This window comes from Devosia soli (genome assembly GCF_000970455.1).
GTDB classification, from domain to species: Bacteria; Pseudomonadota; Alphaproteobacteria; order Rhizobiales; family Devosiaceae; genus Devosia; species Devosia soli.
On sequence record NZ_LAJG01000042.1, the window covers coordinates 213,266 to 232,517 of the forward strand.

Genomic DNA, 19,252 nt, shown 5'->3' on the forward strand with positions numbered 1-19,252 from the left:
CCCCTGAAAAGATCTTGGCTCGCCCTAGTGGTTGAGCGCCACGCCCCAGCTTCCCCATACATAGATCGAGGCGAAGAGGAAGAGCCATACGACGTCCACGAAGTGCCAGTACCAGGCGGCGAATTCGAAGCCCAGGTGACGCTCTGGGGTAAAGTCGCCGCGCTCGGCACGGATCAGGCAGACGGCAAGGAAGATGGTACCGATCAGGACGTGGAAGCCGTGGAAGCCGGTCGCCATGAAGAAGGTTGCGCCATACATGGTCGCGCCATCGCCGCCGAACATGAAGCCGGCATGGGTATATTCGAGATACTGAACGAAGGAGAACAGCACGCCCAGCGCCACGGTGAGCACAAGGCCCCAACGCAGGCCCTGGCGGTCGTTTTCGAGCAGCGCGTGATGGGCCCAGGTGACGGTGGTGCCCGAGGTGAGCAGGATCAGGGTGTTGAAGAGCGGCAGGTGGAAGGGATCGAAGAGTTCGACGCCGGTCGGCGGCCAATGACCACCGGTGGCAGCAACACGGGCATATTGCTCAATGTCATCGAGGCGAAAGAATCCATCGAAATAGGCCCAGAACCAGGCGACGAAGAACATGACTTCGGACGCAATGAAGAGGATCATGCCATAGCGGTGGTGCATCTGCACAACCGGAGTATGGCTGACGCCGTCATTGGCTTCCTTCACCACGTCCGCCCACCAGGCATAGAAGGTGTAAAGCACGCCAGCCAGGCCCATGAAAAACACCCATGGGGTCCACTGGTGCATCCAGAACACCGCACCGACCATCATGACCAGCACCGCGGCGGACATGACGAACGGCCAGGGCGACGGCTCTACCATATGGTAGTCATGGTTCTTCTCAATGGCGGCCATGTTCAGCTTCCCTCACTGTCTGAAGCGTAGAATGTATAAGAGAGCGTAATCTCTTTTATGGTGTTGAGTTCGTGGTTTTCGTCGAGATCGGGATCGACGAAGAACACGATCGGCATGTCGACTGTCTCGCCCGGCTGCAGGGTCTGCTCGGTGAAGCAGAAGCATTCGATCTTGTTGAAATAGACGCCGGCCTTTTCAGGCACGACGTTGAAGATCGCCTGGCCGGTGATCGGCTTGTCCGAATTGTTGGTCGCGACATAGTTGACGGTATCGACCTGGCCGATCTTGTCGGTGATCGGCGCGGCCGGGCGCACGGTCCATGGCAGGCTCGATTCGACATTGACGTCAAAGAGGACCTTCATTTCGCGCGCGATAACACCCTTGGGGTTGGCGTCGGCGGTCTGCGTGGTCCCGCCATAGCCGGTCACCTGGCAGAAGAGCTGGTAAAGCGGCACGGAGGCAAAAGCGAGCCCCACCATGCCCGCAGCCATGCCAGCCAGCATTACGCCGACCCGGCGGTTGCGCTTGCCTGCAGTGTTGGGCGTATTTTCCGGAGCGATAGTGGTCATCAGAGCGCCCGATCAAAGATTGCCGGGCCCATCTTGACGATGGTCAACACGTAAAAGGTGATGGCAAAGAGCGCGAGAGCGCCGGCAAGAGCGATAGAGCGGCGGCGACGCACGCGCTTGAGCGCCTCGAGCTCGGCTTCGGTCTGCGGCACGCTTGGGCTATCCTTGCTCACGGCCAGAGCCCTCCCATGCGGGCAACGAAATTATCGACGAGCAGCGCGAGAAACAGCACGAAAAGATAGCTCAGTGAATAGGTGAACAGTTTGCGCGCCGCCTTCTTCATGTCGACGCCGTTCGGCGCGCGGAGAATACGGATCGCGAGATAAACGAAGGCGGCGCCGGTCGCGGCGGCCACGAGACCATAGATCCAGCCGGCCATGCCCAGATAGACCGGCACGAAGGCGGAAACGGCGAGAATGATCGAATAAACGAAAATCTGCCGCTTGGTCGATGCTTCGCCGGCAACATTGGGCATCATCGGGATGCCGGCGGCGGCATAGTCGCCCTGCTTGTAGAGTGCCAGCGCCCAGAAATGCGGCGGGGTCCAGAGGAAGACGATCAGGAACAACGACAGGCTTTCCCAGGTGATCGTCCCGGTAACGGCAGCCCAGCCAATCATGGCCGGAAATGCACCGGCCGCGCCGCCGATGACAATATTCTGCGGCGTCGAACGCTTGAGCCACATCGTATAGATGACGGCATAAAAAAAGATCGTGAAGGCAAGGAGCCCGCCTGCCACCCAATTGGTGGCAAGGCCCAAAAGCGATACCGAAAAGGCCGCGAGCACGAGTCCGAAGCTGAGCGCCTCGCCCGAAGTGATGCGGCCGGCCGGAATGGGCCGGTTCTGCGTACGGCTCATGATCGCGTCAATATCGGCATCGTACCACATATTGAGCGCGCCCGAGGCGCCACCGCCGATGGCGATGCAGACGATGGCAATCAGACCGAGGACCGGATTGATACCGCCAGGCGCGACCAGCATGCCGACAAGTGCGGTAAAGACCACCAGCGACATGACACGGGGCTTGAGCAGGGCGAGGTAATCCTCGACCCGTGCCTCACCCGCCATGGCGGGCATTCCCTTGCTGTCGTCGATATAGGTCACTGCTCAGGTCCTTCCGGGTGGACCGCACCGAAGGCGCGATCCACCGAGTTTTCAAATGACGTCTTAGTGCGCGTTGGTCGAGTCGATGCGCGGCAGGGTCGAGAACTGGTGGAACGGCGGCGGCGACGAGAGCGTCCATTCCAGGGTCGTTGCACCATCGCCCCACGGATTGTCACCGGCCGGACGCTTCTTACGGCTGGCTTCCCAGGTTGCGTAGAAGAAGATGATCATCGCAACGAAGGTGACATAGTAGCCGATCGAGGAGACGCGGTTCCAGAGCGCGAAGGCGTCCGGATAGTCGATATAGCGGCGCGGCATGCCCGAAAGGCCGAGGAAGTGCTGCGGGAAGAAGATCAGGTTCACGCCGACGAACATGGTCCAGAAGTGCAGCTTGCCAAGGAACTCGTTGTACATGTAGCCGAACATCTTCGGATACCAGTAGTACCAGCCGGCAAAGATCGAGAACACAGCGCCAAGCGAAAGCACGTAGTGGAAGTGCGCCACGACGTAATAGGTGTCGTGAAGCGCGCGGTCCGCACCGGCATTGGCCAGAACCACACCCGTCACACCGCCGACGGTGAAGAGGAAGATGAAGCCGATGGCCCAGAGCATGGGAATGCGGAAGGTGATCGAGCCACCCCACATGGTCGCAATCCAGGAGAAGATCTTCACGCCCGTCGGCACCGCGATAACCATGGTGGCGGCCACGAAGTAGCGCTGGACGTCGAGGCTGAGGCCGGTCGTATACATGTGGTGGGCCCACACAACGAAGCCGACGAAGCCGATGGCGACCATTGCGTAGGCCATGGCCATGTAGCCGAACACGGGCTTGCGGCTGAAGGTCGCCACGATGTGCGACACGATGCCGAAGCCGGGCAGGATCATGATGTACACTTCCGGATGGCCAAAGAACCAGAAGAGGTGCTGGAAGAGGATCGGGTCACCGCCGCCTTCAGGCGAGAAGAACTTGGTGCCGAAGTTGCGGTCCGTCAGCAGCATTGTGATGGCGCCGGCGAGAACCGGAAGCGCCAGGAGCAGCAGGAACGCAGTCACGAGCACGGACCAGGCAAAGAGTGGCATCTTGTGGATGGTCATGCCGGGGGCGCGCATGTTGAAGATGGTGGTGATGAGGTTGATCGCGCCAAGGATCGAGCTCACGCCTGCGACGTGCAGCGAAAGGATGGCAAAATCCATCGCCGGGCCGGGGTGACCCACCGTCGTCGAAAGCGGGGGATAGATCGTCCAGCCGCCGCCGAAACCACCAACGCCACCCGCGCCTTCAAAGAAAAGGCTCATGAGGAGCAGGATGAAGGCAGCCGGCAAAAGCCAGAAGGCGATGTTGTTGATGCGCGGGAAGGCGGTGTCGGGTGCACCGACCATGAGGGGCGCGAAGTAGTTGGCAAAGCCGCCCATCGTTGCCGGCATGACAACGAAGAACACCATGATAAGCGCGTGCGCCGTGGTGAAGACGTTATACATCTGCTTGCCAGCATCGACCGCGCTGACCGTCGATGCATCGAGGCCATAAACCATGGCGGCAAGGCCGTGGAAAATCTGGATGCCCGGCTCCTGCAGTTCGAGGCGCATCACGCCCGAGAGCAGGCCACCGATGATGCCTGTGATGATCGAGAACACGAGATACATGATCCCGATGTCCTTGTGGTTGGTCGAGAGGACCCAGCGCCGCCAGCCCGTGGGGGTGTGGTGGTCATGCTGGGATGCATAATCATGCCCAGTGGCATGGGCCTCGAGGTGTGCTTCAGACATTAAAGGTCTCCCCTGACCCAAGACTACTGGATTGCCGGCAGCAGCGCGGCGGCTGCGGCATAATCACGGTTGGCAGCATAGGCCGTGATGAAGGTTCGGAATTCTTCTTCGGTGACGACGCGCACGGCGATCGGCATGAACGCATGATCCTTGCCGCAAAGCTCGGAGCACTGACCATAGTAAAGACCGGTCTCGCGCGCATTGAACCATGTCTCGTTGAGACGGCCCGGTACGGCGTCGACCTTGATGCCGAAGGACGGCACGGCAAAGGCGTGGATCACGCCAGCCGGGTCGGCGGTGACCTGCATGCTCACGGTGGTGTTGACCGGCACGATCAGCTCGTTGTCGACGGCAAGAAGACGCGGCTGGTTCGGCTTGGCGCTCTTGCGGCCAGGCGTTGGTGCAGCGCCATTGACGCCCGGGGTGTCGTCTTCGGGCATGATGTTCTGGCTGAAGCCAAGAATCTGGTCTGGAGAAGCGCCTTCGACATAGTTGTCGTACTGCACATATTCATAGTCCCAATACCACTGCTGGCCCGTCGCCTTGATGGTCAGAGATGCCGCCGGCACCTCGACTTCGCCGAACGAGAAGATATTGGCGCCAAGATATTTGCGCTCGCCATCGGGCGTCGTCAGCTGATCGGACAAGACGCCGAACGACGGCACGGCGATGACGATCAGGACGATGATGGGCACCACGGTCCAGATGATTTCTATCAAGGTATTGTGTGTAAAACGCGCCGGGACTGGGTTGGCCTTGGCGTTGAAGCGCACCACGATGACGATCAGGAGCGCCAGGACAAACAGGACGATCAGCGTGATCGTCCACATCAGCGGACCATCGTGGAAGGCCACGATCGAATCCATGATCGGCGTTACCGATTGCTGCAGATGGAACTGGCCCGGCTCGGGATGCCCCTTGCCGACTTCCTGCGCAAAAGCGAGGGCCGGCGACAGCGCCAGTGCGGCGCCTGCGGCAGCACCCAACTTCCTCAAGAACTGACCGGTCACCATAAACCCCCTAATTGATATATTCCGGTGGCAAGCACCGAGAAAGAGAGGGCAAAACAGCGGCATAGCTCACGCCGCCCCGACTCAACCTCGGAGCGCAAAACTCAGGCTCGACCTAAATCACATTGCTTGAGCCGAGTCTATTGCGGCTTGAAAGAGTTGAACGTGTTTAAAACTGGACAAAATCAGCAGCCTTTGCCTCAAGGGCGCCGCAGTTGCGCCGCCAGATCGCCAGCCGACCGGGCGCTTGGTTGACAGGCCAGCGAGGATAACCGAAACAGGTCCGACCGATCCGCGGCCAGCTTTCGCCAGGAGACGAATGCAAGTGATGGAATTTTCGAAGCGGCTGATGGGCGTAGCCCTCGCCCTGACTGCTCTTGCCGGAACCAGCCCAGCCCAGGCCCAAGGCACGGTGCGGGGCGAATATGGCGACTGGCAGATGAGCTGCGACACGCCGCCGGGCGCCAGCTCCGAACAATGTGCCATCATTCAGAACGTTCTTGCCGAAGACCAGCCCAATGTCGGGCTTTCGGTCATCGTGCTGCGCACGGCCGATCGTGAAGCCCGGCTCCTGCGCGTCCTTGCCCCGCTCGGCGTTCTCCTGCCCAACGGCCTGGGGCTCAATGTCGATGGCACCGATATGGGGCGCGTCGCCTTTGTGCGCTGCCTTCCCAATGGCTGCGTTGCCGAAGTCGAACTCGACGACGACCTTATCGATGTGCTCTCGAAGGGCACGAGCGCCATTTTTGTCGTCTTCAAGACACCCGAGGAAGGCGTCGGCATCCCCGTTTCGCTCGAAGGTTTCTCTGAAGGCTTTGCCGCCCTCCCCTGATCGAGAGGACAGCGATGGACGACGACCAGCGCAAGAATCATCGCAATCGGACCCTCAAGGGTGGACGGATCGTGACCAATGACGGTCATTCGACCTTCGATTGCACCATTCGCAATCTTTCCGATGAAGGGGCCAAGCTCGCGGTGACGAGCATCATCGGACTGCCGCAGCGCTTTCTCCTGGCGCTACAGGATGGCCGGCGCTTCGATTGCGAAATGGTCTGGCACACCGAGACCGAAATCGGCGTAAAGTTTCTTTCGTCCTGATCTTGCGGGTCTTATCGCCGCCATGCTGGCCGGGCGATCCAAAATCCTCGGCAAAAAAACCGGGCAAGTGCAGTGCACCGCCCGGCAAGTCTTCAGGAAACGGGACCAGCGGCAAAACTGGCCCGGGAGATGGAACGAGCATGGCAAAATGCCCGAACCAAGGCAGAAACCCGGCGGTTGTTGCCGGGGAATGGGAAAGCCTTAAGCGCGAGATCGGCGCGCGCGTGCGGCGTTGAGCACCATGCCCGGGGTCTGGCCGTTGCCGGCCCGAATGGCTGCATGGATATCCTGATGGGTAATGCCGAGATCATGGAGGCGATCGACATCGAGAGCGAGAAGGCTCTTGAGGGCATTCCGGCGGGTTCGGTCAGCATTTCCCTTCGCAAGCCACGCAAAGAAGGCGCGAACAGGGGTAGTCGGCATGGCGGCCGCAACTGACCGCTCGCCGGGCAGCGAGAGAGCCATTTCAAGTCTCCAAAATTCAGGGTCTGGCCAGAGGGAAGTCGGCCGGTGCGCTTATCGAGCGACGATAGTGAGGTAACGCGCTGGACATCCATTCGTCCAACAAATAGATTTCATCCAATCAATCAATTTGAGTGATGGTGGATCGCCATGGCAACGCCCCTCGATCTCGACCAATTGCAAAGCTTCTGCGCCATTGCCGATTGCGGCAGTTTTACCGAAGCCGCACGGCGCGTGAACAAGACGCAATCCGCCGTCTCGATGCAGATCAAGCGTCTCGAAGAACGGCTCGGCCATACCCTCCTGACGCGCGATGGGCGCAGCGTAACGCTAACCCATCATGGCGAGGTGCTCTATGAGCGCGCCCGGAAGATGCTGCGAACCAATGCCGAGATCCTCGACCATTTTTCCGACGGCGACCTCGCCGGCTCGATCCGCTTCGGCGTCCCGGATGATTACGCGGTCCGCCTCCTGCCGGTCATCCTTTCAAGTTTTCAGCGCACCCATCCCAAGATCGTCGTCGACGTCTCCTGCATGGCGTCCGAGCATTTGCTCGAAGGCATGCGCGCGGGGCGTTACGATCTGATCGTCTTCACGCAAGGCACCGAGCAGAATTTCGGCGAGCTGTTCCGCACCGAAAAGATGTTCTGGGTGGCAAGCCATGGCGGCCGCGCTATTGCCAGCGAGCCTATCGCCATTGCCTGCGGACCCCAATATTGCATCTGGCGCAAGGATGCGATGGAAGCGCTCGAGCGTTCGGCCACCGATTACCGCATCGCCTATACCTCTTCCAATGCCACGGCGATTTCCTCGGCGGTCCTCTCGGACCTCGCCATCGGCTTCTTGCCGGAAAGCGCGCTGCAGCCGGGCATGCGCGTTGTTTCCGACAATCACGGCCTGCCGCCGCTGCCCGACGCACAGATCGCCCTGATGCGCGCGAGCCACGCCTATGGCGGCATTTACGACGCCCTTGCCAACCACATTGTCCAGTCCATGGGCAATCTCGACCACCCGCACCAGTCCGAAGCGGCGGAGTAGTCGCCGGGCGGCCTTGACCCGGTGCGGCATTTACCGCACCAAGAACCCATGTCTCAGGTTCTGACCAATGCCGCCGAATTTTCCGTGTCCGAGATCGCTCAGGCGGTCAAGCGGACGGTCGAGGATGAGTTCGGCCACGTGCGCGTGCGCGGCGAAATTTCCGGTTATCGCGGACAGCATTCGTCGGGCCATGCTTATTTTACCCTCAAGGATGACGCCGCCTCGATCGATGCCGTCATCTGGAAGGGCAGTTTCGGGCGCCTCGCCTTCAAGCCAGAGGAAGGCCTCGAGGTCATTGCCACCGGGCGCCTGACGACTTTCCCGCGCTCCTCGAAATATCAGATCGTCATCGAGCAGATCGAGCCGGCCGGTGCCGGTGCGCTGATGGCGCTTCTCGAGGAGCGGCGGAAAAAGCTACTCGCCGAAGGTCTTTTCGCCCGTGAGCGCAAGCGTCCCCTCCCCTATCTGCCGCGCGTCATCGGCGTCATCACCTCGCCGACCGGTGCGGTCATTCGCGATATCCTTCATCGCCTTGCGGATCGGTTTCCGAGTCATGTGCTCGTCTGGCCCGTCCGCGTGCAGGGCGAAACCTGCGCACCCGAAGTCGTCAATGCCATCGAAGGCTTTAACGCCATGGCGGTCGGCGGCCCCATCCCGCGACCCGATCTCCTGATCGTCGCCCGCGGGGGCGGCTCCATCGAGGATCTTTGGGGGTTCAATGAAGAGGCCGTGGTTCGCGCCGTCGCGGCGTCCGGCATTCCCGTCATTTCGGCAGTGGGGCACGAGACCGACACGACGCTGATCGACTATGCTTCGGACATACGCGCGCCAACTCCCACCGCCGCAGCCGAGGCGGCAGTTCCGGTACGCGCGGAACTCATTGCCTATGTCGACGATCAAGGGGCACGCCAGCGCCAGGCGACGCGGCGCAGTCTTGCGAGCCTCAAGGATCGCCTCCGCGCCGCGAGTGCCGGCCTGCCCCGCGCCGCCGATCTCGTGGCGACGCAGCGCCAGAGCCTTGACATGGCCGCTGCCCAGCTCTCTAGCGGCCTGAGGCATTTCGTTCAGGCGCGGCGCCTTGCCTTCTCCAAGGCTGCCGGCGCCATCCAGCCCCGCCTCGTTACGCAGCGGCACGCCGAACTGGCGCGGCGCCTCGAGACGCTTGATCATCGCGGCCTTGCCGGGCTCAACAAGACCGTCGATCGCGCGCGCCTGACATTCGATCCCTGCGCGCAGAGATTGCCCAAGGCGGCCGACCAGGCGCTCGAGCGCAAGCGCACGCAGTTGGGCCGTTTCGCACCGCGCCTGACGCCGCAACCGCTCCGCGCCGAACTACGGCAGGCGCAGGCCGAACTTGCGCCGCTGGCCCGGCGCCTGGAGCAAGTCCCGGAGCGGATCACGGCCGAAAGGCGCCAGACGCTGACGCAGCTTTCCAAACTGCTCGAAACCTTGAGCTATCGCAGCGTTCTCGCCCGTGGCTATGCGCTCGTGCAGGACGCCGAGGGTGGCGTCGTCACCGCGGCTGCAACGCTTTCGCCGGGCGATGCATTGAAGCTGACCTTTGCCGATGGCGAAGTTGGCGCAACCGTCGCCGGGGCGCCGCCGGCCCGCAAAAAGCCCGCGCGCAGCCCTGCCGGTGACGGCACGCAGGAAAGTCTCTTTTGATTGTCCGATTTTCCGATTATATCGGAACCGATCAACAGGAACGGGCTGATGAATATCTTCGATAAGGGGTTTTCGCCCTCCGAAGCAAGCATTCGCTATCTCGATGGAGATTATGTGGTGCTCAAGCAGGGGACCTTCGTGCGCTGCGCCATCAGCGGCCGGCCCATCCCCCTCGAAGAACTCCAATATTGGAGCGTCGACCGGCAGGAGCCCTATGCCGATGCATCGACCGCCCATGAGGCTTTCGTCCGCTACGGCCGAGGCAATTAGGGGTGGTCGAGGCAGCGACGCGTCAGCGCTACCTCATCATCTCCAATGGTCATGGCGAAGACGCCATTGCGGCGGCGCTGGTTCGGCGCCTGTCGCGCGAGGCCGTGGTCGAAGCCTATCCCATGATCGGCAGCGGCAAGGCCTATGATGGCGCGTGTGCCATTGTCGGTCCGCGCGCCACGCTTGCCTCGGAAGGCTGGCGCAACGTGAAAGGCTCGCTCCGCCGCGATGTCGTCAGCGGCGGCCTGCTCACCGTGCCGCCGGCGCTCAAATTCCTCCGCTCGGTGCGCGGCCATTATGACAAGATCATCGTCATCGGCGATATGGTCGGCGTTCTCGCCGCGCTTGCCGTTGGTCTCTGCGATCTCATCTATCTCGATGTCTATAAGACCGGCTCGGCAAGACTATATTCTGCTGCCGAAGCGTGGGCCATCAAGCGCACCTGCAAGACCGTCTTCTGCCGCGCGCAAAGCCTTGCACAGAAGCTGACCGATATCGGCGTCGACGCTCGGGCGGCGGGCAATATCATGATGGATGCCATTCCCGTCGGCGAGTACAACGCCCGCGCCCGGCGCCGCACCCCACTGGCGGTGACCCTGCTACCGGGTAGCCGGGCGCTGACGGCGGAAAGCTTCGCTTTGCAGGTTTCGGCCCTCCGCCTTATCCCCGAGAGCGAAAGGCCCGACGTTTTCCTCGCTGTCGCCGGGAGCGTCAGCGTCGATGAACTGGCCAAGGCCGCGAACCTGCGGCGAACGCCTCTCCTCAGCACGGAATCGGCCGACCTCGGGGAATTGAGCGACGGCAATCTGACCGTCCATATGGCCCGTGGCAGCGCCATGGGTAATCTGATCGAGGCTTCGGATGTCGTGATGAGCCAGGCTGGTACCGCGACGATCCAGTCGCTCGGCCTTGGGCGCCCGGCCATCACCTTCATCAATCCGCGCGATCGCCGCTCGCGCTTTGCCGACGAGCAAAACCTATTCGGCGAGGCGCGCATCGTGGTCGAACCAAAGGCCGAGGAGATTGCCACGGCACTCCGGCGCCTCCTCACCGACACGGTCGAGCGGACCCGCCTCGGGCAGGTCGGTCAGGACCGGATCGGTGGTCCCGGCGCGATGGAAGCCATCCTCGCCGAGATCAGAGCCTGATCAGGCGCCGGCCGTTTCCGGATCGAGCAGGCGGTGGAGGTGAACGATAAAGTAGCGCGTCTGGGCGCTGTCGACGGTCATCTGCGCCTTCTGCTTCCAGGCGACAAGCGCGGAAGCATAATTGGGGTAGAGCCCGACGATGTCGACCTTATCTAGGTCGGCAAAGGTGATGCCATCGATGCTCGACAGCTCGCCGCCGATCACGAGGTGGAGAAGTTGCTTTTCGGGTGCTTTGTTTTCAGCCATCGCTCACGGGTCCACTGAGTTGGGTTGAGGTCGGTTCGTTTTCGATCAGGGGCTCGGGACAGCCATAGACCTTGATCAAAGCGGTATGGACGGCGGGTTTTAGGCTCATGTCGCTGAGCACCGCAAGCGCCCCATGGCGCACATCTCGTCTGTTGAATTGTGGGAACCCGCTGCACACATCGGCAAAGTCGAGTCCGGATTCCTTGAGGATCACGGCGGCCGCAGCGATATCCCAATCCTGGCTGCCGCGCCGGGCGACCGCTGCGTCGAGCTTGCCCGTTGCCACCTGCACCAGCCGATAGGCGAGCGAAGGATACATCGGTCCGCGTGAATAGTTGAGGCCCGTGGCCTGCAATTCCTGGTGCACGGCTCCGGGCGCGGGAATGATCGGCGCCGCACCCGCCCGGCGATGCCGCGTCAATGGCTCGCCATTAAGTCGCGCGCCGCCACCAAGGCTTGCCTCATACATTTCATCACGCGCCGGCGCGTAAACGACGCCAGCGACCGGAATACCGTTTTCGACGACGGCGAGGCAGACCGTCCAGCAGTCTTCCCCTCGCAGAAAGGCGCGCGTTCCGTCGATCGGATCGACGATGAAAACCCGGTCGCAATCGAGGCGGCTCGGATTGTCTGCCGTTTCTTCGCTGAGCCAGCCATAAGCAGGGCGGGCATTGAGCAGGCTCGCGGCAAGATAGCGATCGACAACGATATCGGCTTCGCTGACCGGAGAGGCGTTGTCCTTGTTCCAGCTCTTGATGTCGCGCCGGAAATAGCTCGCGGCAATGATCCCCGCGGCCACGGCGGTGGCGCGGAGCAGTTCGAGATCATCTTCGTAAGGTGGGGCGAAAGCCGGCATAGGCGGCTTTTAGGCCTCGCCCGGGCTTTGGACAAGGCCCGCTCGGGCGATGCCCCCTTCTGTGATTGCGAGGGGGGTCAGGCACTTGGAAACAGCAGGGTAAACAAGCCGCAACCGCGTTCGGTAAACTGCTTCCTACAGTGTGCAACACCCCGCTAACCACCTCAGAAAACAACATAAACTTAACCGAACCGATTAAGGCGGCGGGTAAGGGGACGCGCTAGATTGCCCTCATAAACGGAGCGCAAAAAACAGCTCTCGAAGTTACAGGAAGGCTCAAAAATGGTTCATGGCGTTGCGATGGAAGGATCGTCAGTCGTACTTGCGTTCGGCAAGCCCGCTCTGGCCGAGCGCCGCTTCGTTGCGGCAAACGATAATGGGCCGCGCGATCCGGTGAAGACCGTGACAGTGCGCAAACAGCTCGAACAGAGCGGTGTGGCCGTCAAGATCAAGGTTCCGGTGACCGAATTCATCGGCGTGGCGGTAGCCACTTCGATTTCCGGAGAGGGCGTGCTGACAAGCTCGATCGAGCTCGTCCATCCCGATGGCGAACTGACCTATAAGGTTTTCGAAGAAGAAGGAAACCACAACGTCGTCGCCGAGTGGCAGAACTGGGGCAAGAAGCTCCGCCTGCCGCTCTTCATCAAGGCCGGCGACGGCACCTATCTCCCCTATAGCCAGCAGGTCGATGGCGTGATGGTCGGCGACGTGGCGCCGCGCCGCAAGCTCGCTGCCGATGCCGCCCGCCGCCCCCGCTTCCTCAACCGCCGCAAGCCGGGCGAAGCCGAGCGCAACTAGCTTTCAAGAATCCCCCTCCAAGGGCACGTCAACGGGACCAGCTGGTGGTGCGGCTGGTCCCTTTGGCGTTTTTTTTCCGCGCCAAAACCACCGCACTCGAACCTCCCCCTTGATGTGGAAGGCCGGTAGTGTGCTTCCCTAACGGTGTCCTTGCAGATGAACTACCAAGCCCATTCCGCCAGCAGCGCAAGGGATATCGCGATCCCGACATAGTGGTTGTTTTGAAACCGCAGCAGCGGATTGCCTGGGGTTTCCGCGTTAAGCGTATAGACCTGCCAGGCAAGGAGGCCGCCCGCGACCAGCGACAGCACGGCGAAGATGAGGCCGCCGCCGGCCTGCAGGTTTGCCGCCTGCCACAGCAGGAATGCGCCGACATAAAGAACCGCGACCGCCGGGCGTACATTTTCGCCAAAGAGGCGAGCCGTTGATTTGACGCCCACCAAGGCGTCATCCTCGACATCCTGCAAGGCGTAGATCGTGTCGTAGCCGATGACCCAGAGGATGGTGCCGAGATAAAGCAGCAGGGCCGGCCAGGCGATGCCGCCTGTCTGGCTCGACCAGCCCACCAGCGCGCCATAGGAAAAGGCGAGGCCGAGGAAAAGCTGCGGCCACCACGTGATCCGCTTCATAAAGGGATAGATTGCCACCAGCACCAAAGAGGCGACGCCGGCCCAGACGGTGAAGCGATTGAACTGGAAAAGGATGATTGCGCCCAACAGCGCCTGAGCGACGAGAAAGACCAGCGCTTGCTTGGCTGTGACCTGCCCTGACGGGATGGGCCGTGACCGCGTTCGCGCCACCTTATCGTCGATATCGCGATCAACGATATCGTTGAATGTGCACCCTGCCCCGCGCATCAAACCGGCCCCGATCAGCATCAGGATGGCGTGATACCACCCGAAACCCCAATCGGGTTGCGCAACGGCCGCGAGCGCCAGCCCCCAGACGCACGGCCAGAACAGCAGCCACACCCCAATCGGCCGATCCCACCGCGCAAGGCGCAGGTAGGGCTTGGCAATGGCCGGCGCGTAGCGATCGACCCAATTATCCTTTTGGGCATCGGCAACGGGGGCGGAATGGATCTCGGACATTCTTTCGGGCCTTTCGAGCGCCCCAGCCCCCCTTGTCCTTACGGGAGAGGGACAGATTTTCTGCCGTGAGCAGAAAATCAGGGTTAGGGGTTCTCTCCACGCATACAGCGTTTATGGTGGCGCCCGAAACCCCTCATCCGCCCCTTTGGGCACCTTCTCTGGCCAGGAGAAGGCGGAGCCTCGAAATGCCCCGTACCCACGCCACCCTGCCCCGTCTTTTCGTTGACGCCGACCTCGCTCAATCAGCCGAGATCACGCTCGATAAGGACCAGTCGCTCTATCTCGCCGCGGTCCTTCGCAAGGCCATCGGCGACGAGGCCGTGCTGTTCAACGGCCGCGATGGCGCCTGGCTTTGCCGTCTCACGGCTGATTCGAAAAAGTCGGTTGCCCTGCAGTGCGTCGAACAGATCGCGCCGCAGCCGCCACGCCTCGACCTCTGGTACGGTTTTGCCCCGCTCAAAAACGAGCGGCTCGACTATGTCATCCAAAAGGCTGTGGAAATGGGCACCGGCACGATCCAACCGGTGATGACCCAGCTCACCCAGGTCCACCGCCTCAAGACCGACCGACTCCATGCCAATGCCATCGAGGCGGCCGAGCAATGCGAAGTGCTCAATGTCCCCGAGATCGCACCGGAGGTTACGCTTGAGCGTCTCCTCGCCTGCTGGCCGGTCGAGCACGCCGAACGCCAGCTGATCTTTGCCGATGAAGCCGCGGCCTCGGCTTCCCCGCTCGAAACGCTGCAAAGTCTTAAAGGCAAAAAAGTCGGCCTGCTGATCGGCCCCGAAGGCGGCTTCTCTCCATCAGAACGTGAAAAACTGCTCTCGCTTTCGTTCGTCACGCCGATCAGCCTTGGCCCGCGCATTCTTCGCGCCGATACGGCGGCCGTTGCCGCCCTCGCCGTTATTCAGGCGACCATCGGTGATTGGCGATAAAAGCTGATTGCATTCCGGCTTGCGCTCGCTATCTTGCCGGCCCAGTTTAAGCCTCACCTATTTTGACGAGGATGCCATGGCCGGCGCCGATAGTTTTTCGCCACTGATCGAATCGCGGGCCGACCTCATCGAGGCCATGTCGCGCGGTGCCAAGCCGGAAGCGGAATGGCGCATCGGCACCGAGCATGAAAAGCATGTCTTTCATACCGATCCGCTGCGCCCGGTAACCTATGAGGGCCCGGACGGCGTCCGTGCCCTGCTCGAGGGTATCGAAAAGGCAACGGGTTGGCATCCGTTCTATGATGGCGAGAACCCCATCGGCCTGCGCAACGATGCCGTCGCCGGGGGCATCTCGCTCGAGCCCGGCGGGCAGTTCGAGCTCTCCGGCGCGCCGATGGAAACGCTCCACGAAACCGCCGCCGAAATGGCCGAACACCTGCGCGTCGCAAAGGCAGTCGCCGCCCCGCTCGATATCCATTTCCTCGGCCTTGGCGTTACCCCGCTCTGGGCGGTCAAGGATATCCCGGCCATGCCCAAGTCGCGCTATGGCATCATGACGCCCTATATGGATAAGGTCGGTAGCCTCGGTACATCGATGATGTATCGCTCCTGCACGGTGCAGACCAATCTCGATTTTTCGAGCGAGGCCGACATGGTCAAGAAGCTGCGCGTTTCGCTTGCGCTGCAGCCGATTGCCACTGCACTTTTTGCCAATTCGCCCTTCGCCGATGGCCGCGACACCGGCTATCTCAGCTTCCGCAGCCATATCTGGCTCAATACCGACGACGCCCGGACCGGTATGCTGCCCTTCGCCTTCGATGAAGGTTTCGGGTTCGAGCAATATGCCGATCATGCGCTCGACGTGCCGATGTATTTCGTCATTCGCAACGGCAAATACGTCAACGTCGCCGGCGAAAATTTTCGCGCGTTCCTCAAGGGCGAACTGCCGCAACTGCCGGGCGAAAAGCCGACGATCAAGGATTGGGAGGATCATCTCTCGACCCTTTTCCCCGAAGTCCGCCTCAAGCAATTTCTCGAAATGCGCGGCGCGGACATGGGCAACGAGGCCCATGTCGTTGCCCTCTCCGCGTTCTGGACCGGCCTTCTTTACGACAGCGTTTCGCTCGAAGCGGCCTGGGAACTGGTGCGCAACTGGACCGAGGACGACCGCGATTATCTCCGCCGCGAAATCCCGCGTCTCGGGCTCGATACGCCGTTTGACCGTTCGAGCATTTTCGATATAGCCGCTCAGGCTGTCGGCATCTCCGAGGCAGGCCTCGTGCGCCGCAATCGGCTCAATGCGCAGGGCCAGGACGAAACCATCCATCTCGCCCCCCTCGAAGAAACCATCCGGACCGGCAAGGCGCCCGCGCAGCGCTGGCTCGAAAAATTCCATGGCGAATGGAATGAGGATGTGACCCCGGTGTTTGTCGAAGCCGAGATGTAGGGAAGCCGCGCTCGCGCGCAGGAATTTCTTGCCCTCCCGGCCACTTTCCTGCATCACGCCCGCAGATCGAGCGTGGAGGCGGCAATGCGGGTTTTGGTCATCGGATCGGGCGGGCGCGAACATGCCTTGGCCTGGAAGATTGCGCAGTCGCCGCTCCTCTCCAAGCTCTTCATCGCCCCGGGCAATGGCGGCACCGAAGCAGTTGCCGAAAACCTTCCCGTCGACATCACCGACCATGCCGCGGTTATTGCCGCCGCCAAGGCGCATGATGTCGATTTCGTTGTCGTCGGGCCTGACGCACAGGTGGTTGCCGGCCTTGGCGATGATGTCCGCGCTGCCGGCATCGCCTGCTTCTGCCCTTCCAAGGCTGCAGGCCAGCTTGAAGGTTCGAAGAGCTTTACCAAGGCGCTCTGCGACGAATTCGATATCCCCACCGCCGGCTACGCGCGCTTCGAAGACGAGGCTTCGGCCCTCGCTTACGTCTATACTCAGGGCGCTCCCATCGTGATCAAGGCCGATGGTCTTGCCGCCGGCAAGGGCGTCACCGTCGCCATGAGCGTTGAGGAAGCGGAGGAAGCGATCATCGATTGCTTTTCCGGTGCATTCGGTGCCTCCGGCGCCGCTGTGGTGATCGAGGAGTTTATGGAGGGCGAAGAGGTCAGCCTTTTCGTCCTATGCGATGGGGAAACGCTCCTGCCGCTCACGACGGCGCAGGACCACAAACGCGCCTTTGATGGCGACACCGGCCCTAATACAGGGGGCATGGGTGCCTATTCCCCAGCCCCGGTGATGACGCGCGAGCAATACGATATCGCCATGGCTCGCATCGTCGAGCCCACCGCCCGCGGCCTCGTCCAACGTGGCACGCCTTATCAAGGCGTCCTCTATGCCGGGCTGATGCTGACCGGGGACGGCCCCAAGCTCGTCGAATACAATGCGCGCTTCGGTGATCCGGAGACGCAGGTGATGATGATGCGGATGGAAAGCGACCTGCTGCCCCTCCTTCATGCCACCGCCACCGGCACGCTCAAGGGGCATGAGGTTGAGTGGAAGGACCAGTTCGCCCTGACTGTGATCATGGCCGCCAAAGGCTATCCAGGGAGCTATGAAAAAGGCAGTGAAATCCGTGGAATTGATGGGCTCGACAGCCACGATCTCGCCGTCTTTCACGCCGGAACGAAGCGGGAGGGCGGCCGTTTACTGGCTAATGGCGGACGCGTGCTGAATGTCACCGCGCTCGGTCCATCGGTGAGAGAGGCACAGGACCGTGCTTATCGGGGCGTTGCAGCAGTGGATTGGCCAGAAGGATTTGCGCGACGCGATATCGGATGGCGCCAAATCGCCCGCGAAGGCTGAACCTTTCTTCAATCTTGCAGCATTAAGCTCTCCGCGGACCGTCTTTGACGAGACGCCACCTGGACGCCCGTTGACGCCGCTACAATTGCGCGGAAAAATTCTGGTGGATCGGTTGCGCTCCAAGGAAAGGGAGCGAGGCGGAATGAGTACTATTTCTGGCCCCAAGATCGGTGTGGCCCTCGGCGGCGGTTCGGCGCGCGGGCTTACGCATATCCCCTATATCGAGGCTATGGATGAGCTCGGGCTCAAGCCATCGGTCATCTCGGGCACCTCGATCGGCGCCCTGATCGGCTCCGGCTGGGCAGCCGGTATGACCGGTAAGGAATTGCGCGAACATTCCTATGAGGTGCTGGGCACGCTGCGAACCATTGCCACAAAGCTCTGGGCGACGCAGATCAAGGGCATTGGCGGCATCCTGCGCAATGGCATTTCGATGCAGCTCGATCCGCTCCATATCGTCGATGCCTTCACGCCTGCCAGCTTCCCGGAGCAGTTCAGCGACCTCAAGATCCCGCTTTATGTCGTCGCCACCGATTTCCAGTCCTGGCACCAGGTCGTGTTCAATTCAGGCCTTCTGCGGCCGGCCATTGCCGGCTCGATTTCGATGCCGAGCATCTTCAAGCCGGTTGTCCACGGCAATCACATCCTCGTCGATGGGGCCGTGGTTAATCCGCTCCCCCTCGATCAGGCCGATATCGGCACCGATTTCCTCATCGGCATCGACGTCAACGGCGATCCTTCGAACGGCATCAACAAGACCGACCATCGTCCGCTCGATATCTGGTTTGGCTCGGCGCAGATCATGATGCATTCGCTGATTGCCCATTCCATGGCCGCTTATCCGCCAGACATCTATATCCGGCCGCATGTGGCAAGTTTCGGCGCCATGGAATTCTGGCGCGTGCGCGAAATCCTGACGCATGTCGAAGCGGAAAAAGACCGCTTCAAACACATGCTCACGCGCAAGATCGAAGCCTATATCCAGAACAAAATCGAGCCCATTCCAAGCAACCGCTCGCACGGTTGAGAGGCCAAACAAAGTGCGTTCCGAAAGGCACGCGTGAGTTGGCTCTTTCAAGGAGAAACGAGGGAGAGGCGCAAGTGGGAATGCGCTAGGCCATGCGCCTCTCCTAAAGGATGCGTGGCGGGACGGCCCTACACCCTGTTTCGTCGTCAGCCCTGGCGGAATGGACCGCCGAGGCCGAAGGCAATTCGAAAGTCGTCGATGTCGACGACGTTGGTCTGGATGCGCATCTGCGGCAATGTCGAGAGCAGATGCAGCATATGCGTCAGCCCGCTGGCGCCGACCTTCTCGCAAATCCTGTCCATATGGGTTTTGAGGCTCGCATCGGTCAGCCGGAGCTTGGCAGCGATTTCGGGCATAGACCGACCGGCAACCAGATCACGCGCGATCGCCGTTTCGCTGGTCGTCAGGTGATAGGGGTTGTCGAGGGCGCGCCTTTCGCGCTCCCGCTGATAATCTAGAGCAATATCGAATGCCGACATTCTGTCTGGTCCAGG

The 19,252-nt window shown here is 61.4% G+C and carries 22 protein-coding genes; 11 read left to right on the plus strand and 11 right to left on the minus strand.

Going from position 1 to position 19,252, the window contains the following annotated elements; all coding sequences use genetic code 11:
* Nucleotides 1–24 precede the first annotated feature (24 nt).
* The 6 genes from VW35_RS17520 to coxB form a co-directional block, all read right to left on the minus strand.
* Nucleotides 25–870: a cytochrome c oxidase subunit 3 gene (locus VW35_RS17520; RefSeq protein ID WP_046144361.1), complete on the minus strand. Its 846-nt coding sequence runs from the start codon at nt 868–870 to the stop codon at nt 25–27.
* A 2-nt stretch (nt 871–872) separates the two neighbouring features.
* The gene (locus VW35_RS17525; RefSeq protein ID WP_046144362.1) at nt 873–1,439 is read right to left on the minus strand and encodes a cytochrome c oxidase assembly protein; all 567 of its coding nucleotides are present in this window, start codon (nt 1,437–1,439) and stop codon (nt 873–875) included.
* Complete coding sequence (locus VW35_RS21765; RefSeq protein WP_162484856.1) at nt 1,439–1,612, minus strand: hypothetical protein; 174 nt, start codon at nt 1,610–1,612, stop codon at nt 1,439–1,441. The genes VW35_RS17525 and VW35_RS21765 overlap by 1 nt, the downstream gene beginning before the upstream one ends.
* On the minus strand, nt 1,609–2,517 hold the full coding sequence (locus VW35_RS17530; RefSeq protein WP_083983026.1) for a heme o synthase: 909 nt from the start codon (nt 2,515–2,517) through the stop codon (nt 1,609–1,611). The genes VW35_RS21765 and VW35_RS17530 overlap by 4 nt, the downstream gene beginning before the upstream one ends.
* Nucleotides 2,518–2,607: 90 nt before the next feature.
* Entirely contained in the window at nt 2,608–4,311 is a 1,704-nt protein-coding gene (gene ctaD / locus VW35_RS17535) for a cytochrome c oxidase subunit I (RefSeq protein WP_046144364.1), read from the minus strand.
* 23 nt (nt 4,312–4,334) lie between these two features.
* Complete coding sequence (gene coxB, locus VW35_RS17540; RefSeq protein ID WP_046144365.1) at nt 4,335–5,324, minus strand: cytochrome c oxidase subunit II; 990 nt, start codon at nt 5,322–5,324, stop codon at nt 4,335–4,337.
* A 325-nt stretch (nt 5,325–5,649) separates the two neighbouring features.
* Between coxB and VW35_RS17545 the strand changes: the two genes are divergently transcribed.
* Nucleotides 5,650–6,153 (plus strand): invasion associated locus B family protein, encoded by a 504-nt coding sequence (locus VW35_RS17545; protein WP_052951840.1) that lies wholly within the window; start codon nt 5,650–5,652, stop codon nt 6,151–6,153.
* A gap of 14 nt (nt 6,154–6,167) precedes the next feature.
* Nucleotides 6,168–6,419 (plus strand): PilZ domain-containing protein, encoded by a 252-nt coding sequence (locus tag VW35_RS17550; protein WP_046144367.1) that lies wholly within the window; start codon nt 6,168–6,170, stop codon nt 6,417–6,419.
* A gap of 201 nt (nt 6,420–6,620) precedes the next feature.
* Here the strand turns inward: VW35_RS17550 and VW35_RS17555 are convergent, their stop codons facing one another.
* Nucleotides 6,621–6,884 (minus strand): hypothetical protein, encoded by a 264-nt coding sequence (locus VW35_RS17555; protein WP_046144368.1) that lies wholly within the window; start codon nt 6,882–6,884, stop codon nt 6,621–6,623.
* A gap of 147 nt (nt 6,885–7,031) precedes the next feature.
* On the opposite strand from VW35_RS17555, the gene VW35_RS17560 reads away from it, so the two are divergent.
* Genes VW35_RS17560 through VW35_RS20785 form a run of 4 tightly spaced genes read left to right on the plus strand, consistent with a single transcriptional unit; the run spans nt 7,032 to nt 11,002 of the window.
* Nucleotides 7,032–7,919 (plus strand): LysR family transcriptional regulator, encoded by an 888-nt coding sequence (locus VW35_RS17560; protein ID WP_046144369.1) that lies wholly within the window; start codon nt 7,032–7,034, stop codon nt 7,917–7,919.
* Nucleotides 7,920–7,967: 48 nt separating this feature from the next.
* Entirely contained in the window at nt 7,968–9,584 is a 1,617-nt protein-coding gene (gene xseA / locus VW35_RS17565) for an exodeoxyribonuclease VII large subunit (protein ID WP_046144370.1), read from the plus strand.
* Between the two features lie 48 nt (nt 9,585–9,632).
* A complete protein-coding gene (locus tag VW35_RS17570) occupies nt 9,633–9,854 on the plus strand; it encodes a DUF2093 domain-containing protein (RefSeq protein ID WP_046144563.1) in 222 nt (73 codons plus the stop codon).
* Nucleotides 9,855–9,856: 2 nt separating this feature from the next.
* A complete protein-coding gene (locus VW35_RS20785; protein WP_052951841.1) occupies nt 9,857–11,002 on the plus strand; it encodes a glycosyltransferase family protein in 1,146 nt (381 codons plus the stop codon).
* Here VW35_RS20785 and VW35_RS17585 read toward each other — a convergent pair whose 3' ends face one another.
* Both VW35_RS17585 and VW35_RS17590 read right to left on the minus strand, forming a co-directional pair.
* Entirely contained in the window at nt 11,003–11,248 is a 246-nt protein-coding gene (locus VW35_RS17585; protein WP_046144373.1) for a DUF4170 domain-containing protein, read from the minus strand.
* On the minus strand, nt 11,241–12,104 hold the full coding sequence (locus VW35_RS17590; protein ID WP_046144374.1) for a 3'(2'),5'-bisphosphate nucleotidase CysQ: 864 nt from the start codon (nt 12,102–12,104) through the stop codon (nt 11,241–11,243). The genes VW35_RS17585 and VW35_RS17590 overlap by 8 nt, the downstream gene beginning before the upstream one ends.
* A gap of 282 nt (nt 12,105–12,386) precedes the next feature.
* On the opposite strand from VW35_RS17590, the gene VW35_RS17595 reads away from it, so the two are divergent.
* On the plus strand, nt 12,387–12,902 hold the full coding sequence (locus tag VW35_RS17595) for a DUF6101 family protein (RefSeq protein WP_152662652.1): 516 nt from the start codon (nt 12,387–12,389) through the stop codon (nt 12,900–12,902).
* Nucleotides 12,903–13,063: 161 nt separating this feature from the next.
* On the opposite strand, the gene ubiA is transcribed toward VW35_RS17595, so the two are convergent.
* Nucleotides 13,064–13,993, minus strand: coding sequence for a 4-hydroxybenzoate octaprenyltransferase (ubiA, locus tag VW35_RS17600; RefSeq protein ID WP_046144376.1), 930 nt, complete (start codon nt 13,991–13,993; stop codon nt 13,064–13,066).
* A gap of 185 nt (nt 13,994–14,178) precedes the next feature.
* Between ubiA and VW35_RS17605 the strand changes: the two genes are divergently transcribed.
* The 4 genes from VW35_RS17605 (at nt 14,179) to VW35_RS17620 (ending at nt 18,758) form a co-directional block, all read left to right on the plus strand.
* Complete coding sequence (locus VW35_RS17605; protein ID WP_046144377.1) at nt 14,179–14,928, plus strand: 16S rRNA (uracil(1498)-N(3))-methyltransferase; 750 nt, start codon at nt 14,179–14,181, stop codon at nt 14,926–14,928.
* Between the two features lie 76 nt (nt 14,929–15,004).
* On the plus strand, nt 15,005–16,375 hold the full coding sequence (locus tag VW35_RS17610; protein ID WP_046144378.1) for a glutamate--cysteine ligase: 1,371 nt from the start codon (nt 15,005–15,007) through the stop codon (nt 16,373–16,375).
* Between the two features lie 84 nt (nt 16,376–16,459).
* Nucleotides 16,460–17,731 carry a phosphoribosylamine--glycine ligase gene (purD, locus tag VW35_RS17615; protein WP_046144379.1) on the plus strand — a complete coding sequence of 424 codons (1,272 nt, stop codon included), beginning with the start codon at nt 16,460–16,462 and terminating at the stop codon, nt 17,729–17,731.
* 142 nt (nt 17,732–17,873) lie between these two features.
* Nucleotides 17,874–18,758 (plus strand): patatin-like phospholipase family protein, encoded by an 885-nt coding sequence (locus VW35_RS17620; protein ID WP_046144380.1) that lies wholly within the window; start codon nt 17,874–17,876, stop codon nt 18,756–18,758.
* 146 nt (nt 18,759–18,904) lie between these two features.
* Here VW35_RS17620 and VW35_RS17625 read toward each other — a convergent pair whose 3' ends face one another.
* Nucleotides 18,905–19,237 carry a LuxR C-terminal-related transcriptional regulator gene (locus VW35_RS17625; protein ID WP_046144381.1) on the minus strand — a complete coding sequence of 111 codons (333 nt, stop codon included), beginning with the start codon at nt 19,235–19,237 and terminating at the stop codon, nt 18,905–18,907.
* Nucleotides 19,238–19,252 lie beyond the last annotated feature (15 nt).

What these genes read in the sequence shown, in the direction of transcription:
- VW35_RS17595 (WP_152662652.1), top strand. Translation starts at nt 12,387, where the DNA reads ATGGTTCATGGCGTTGCGATGGAAGGATCGTCAGTCGTACTTGCGTTC.
- VW35_RS17555 (WP_046144368.1), bottom strand. Translation starts at nt 6,884, where the DNA reads ATGGCTCTCTCGCTGCCCGGCGAGCGGTCAGTTGCGGCCGCCATGCCG.
- VW35_RS17585 (WP_046144373.1), bottom strand. Translation starts at nt 11,248, where the DNA reads ATGGCTGAAAACAAAGCACCCGAAAAGCAACTTCTCCACCTCGTGATC.
- VW35_RS17545 (WP_052951840.1), top strand. Translation starts at nt 5,650, where the DNA reads ATGGAATTTTCGAAGCGGCTGATGGGCGTAGCCCTCGCCCTGACTGCT.
- VW35_RS17525 (WP_046144362.1), bottom strand. Translation starts at nt 1,439, where the DNA reads ATGACCACTATCGCTCCGGAAAATACGCCCAACACTGCAGGCAAGCGC.
- VW35_RS17530 (WP_083983026.1), bottom strand. Translation starts at nt 2,517, where the DNA reads ATGCCCGCCATGGCGGGTGAGGCACGGGTCGAGGATTACCTCGCCCTG.
- xseA (WP_046144370.1), top strand. Translation starts at nt 7,968, where the DNA reads ATGTCTCAGGTTCTGACCAATGCCGCCGAATTTTCCGTGTCCGAGATC.
- VW35_RS17520 (WP_046144361.1), bottom strand. Translation starts at nt 870, where the DNA reads ATGGCCGCCATTGAGAAGAACCATGACTACCATATGGTAGAGCCGTCG.
- VW35_RS17550 (WP_046144367.1), top strand. Translation starts at nt 6,168, where the DNA reads ATGGACGACGACCAGCGCAAGAATCATCGCAATCGGACCCTCAAGGGT.
- ubiA (WP_046144376.1), bottom strand. Translation starts at nt 13,993, where the DNA reads ATGTCCGAGATCCATTCCGCCCCCGTTGCCGATGCCCAAAAGGATAAT.
- VW35_RS17610 (WP_046144378.1), top strand. Translation starts at nt 15,005, where the DNA reads ATGGCCGGCGCCGATAGTTTTTCGCCACTGATCGAATCGCGGGCCGAC.
- ctaD (WP_046144364.1), bottom strand. Translation starts at nt 4,311, where the DNA reads ATGTCTGAAGCACACCTCGAGGCCCATGCCACTGGGCATGATTATGCA.
- coxB (WP_046144365.1), bottom strand. Translation starts at nt 5,324, where the DNA reads ATGGTGACCGGTCAGTTCTTGAGGAAGTTGGGTGCTGCCGCAGGCGCC.
- VW35_RS17625 (WP_046144381.1), bottom strand. Translation starts at nt 19,237, where the DNA reads ATGTCGGCATTCGATATTGCTCTAGATTATCAGCGGGAGCGCGAAAGG.
- VW35_RS17570 (WP_046144563.1), top strand. Translation starts at nt 9,633, where the DNA reads ATGAATATCTTCGATAAGGGGTTTTCGCCCTCCGAAGCAAGCATTCGC.
- VW35_RS17560 (WP_046144369.1), top strand. Translation starts at nt 7,032, where the DNA reads ATGGCAACGCCCCTCGATCTCGACCAATTGCAAAGCTTCTGCGCCATT.
- purD (WP_046144379.1), top strand. Translation starts at nt 16,460, where the DNA reads ATGCGGGTTTTGGTCATCGGATCGGGCGGGCGCGAACATGCCTTGGCC.
- VW35_RS17590 (WP_046144374.1), bottom strand. Translation starts at nt 12,104, where the DNA reads ATGCCGGCTTTCGCCCCACCTTACGAAGATGATCTCGAACTGCTCCGC.
- VW35_RS17620 (WP_046144380.1), top strand. Translation starts at nt 17,874, where the DNA reads ATGAGTACTATTTCTGGCCCCAAGATCGGTGTGGCCCTCGGCGGCGGT.
- VW35_RS17605 (WP_046144377.1), top strand. Translation starts at nt 14,179, where the DNA reads ATGCCCCGTACCCACGCCACCCTGCCCCGTCTTTTCGTTGACGCCGAC.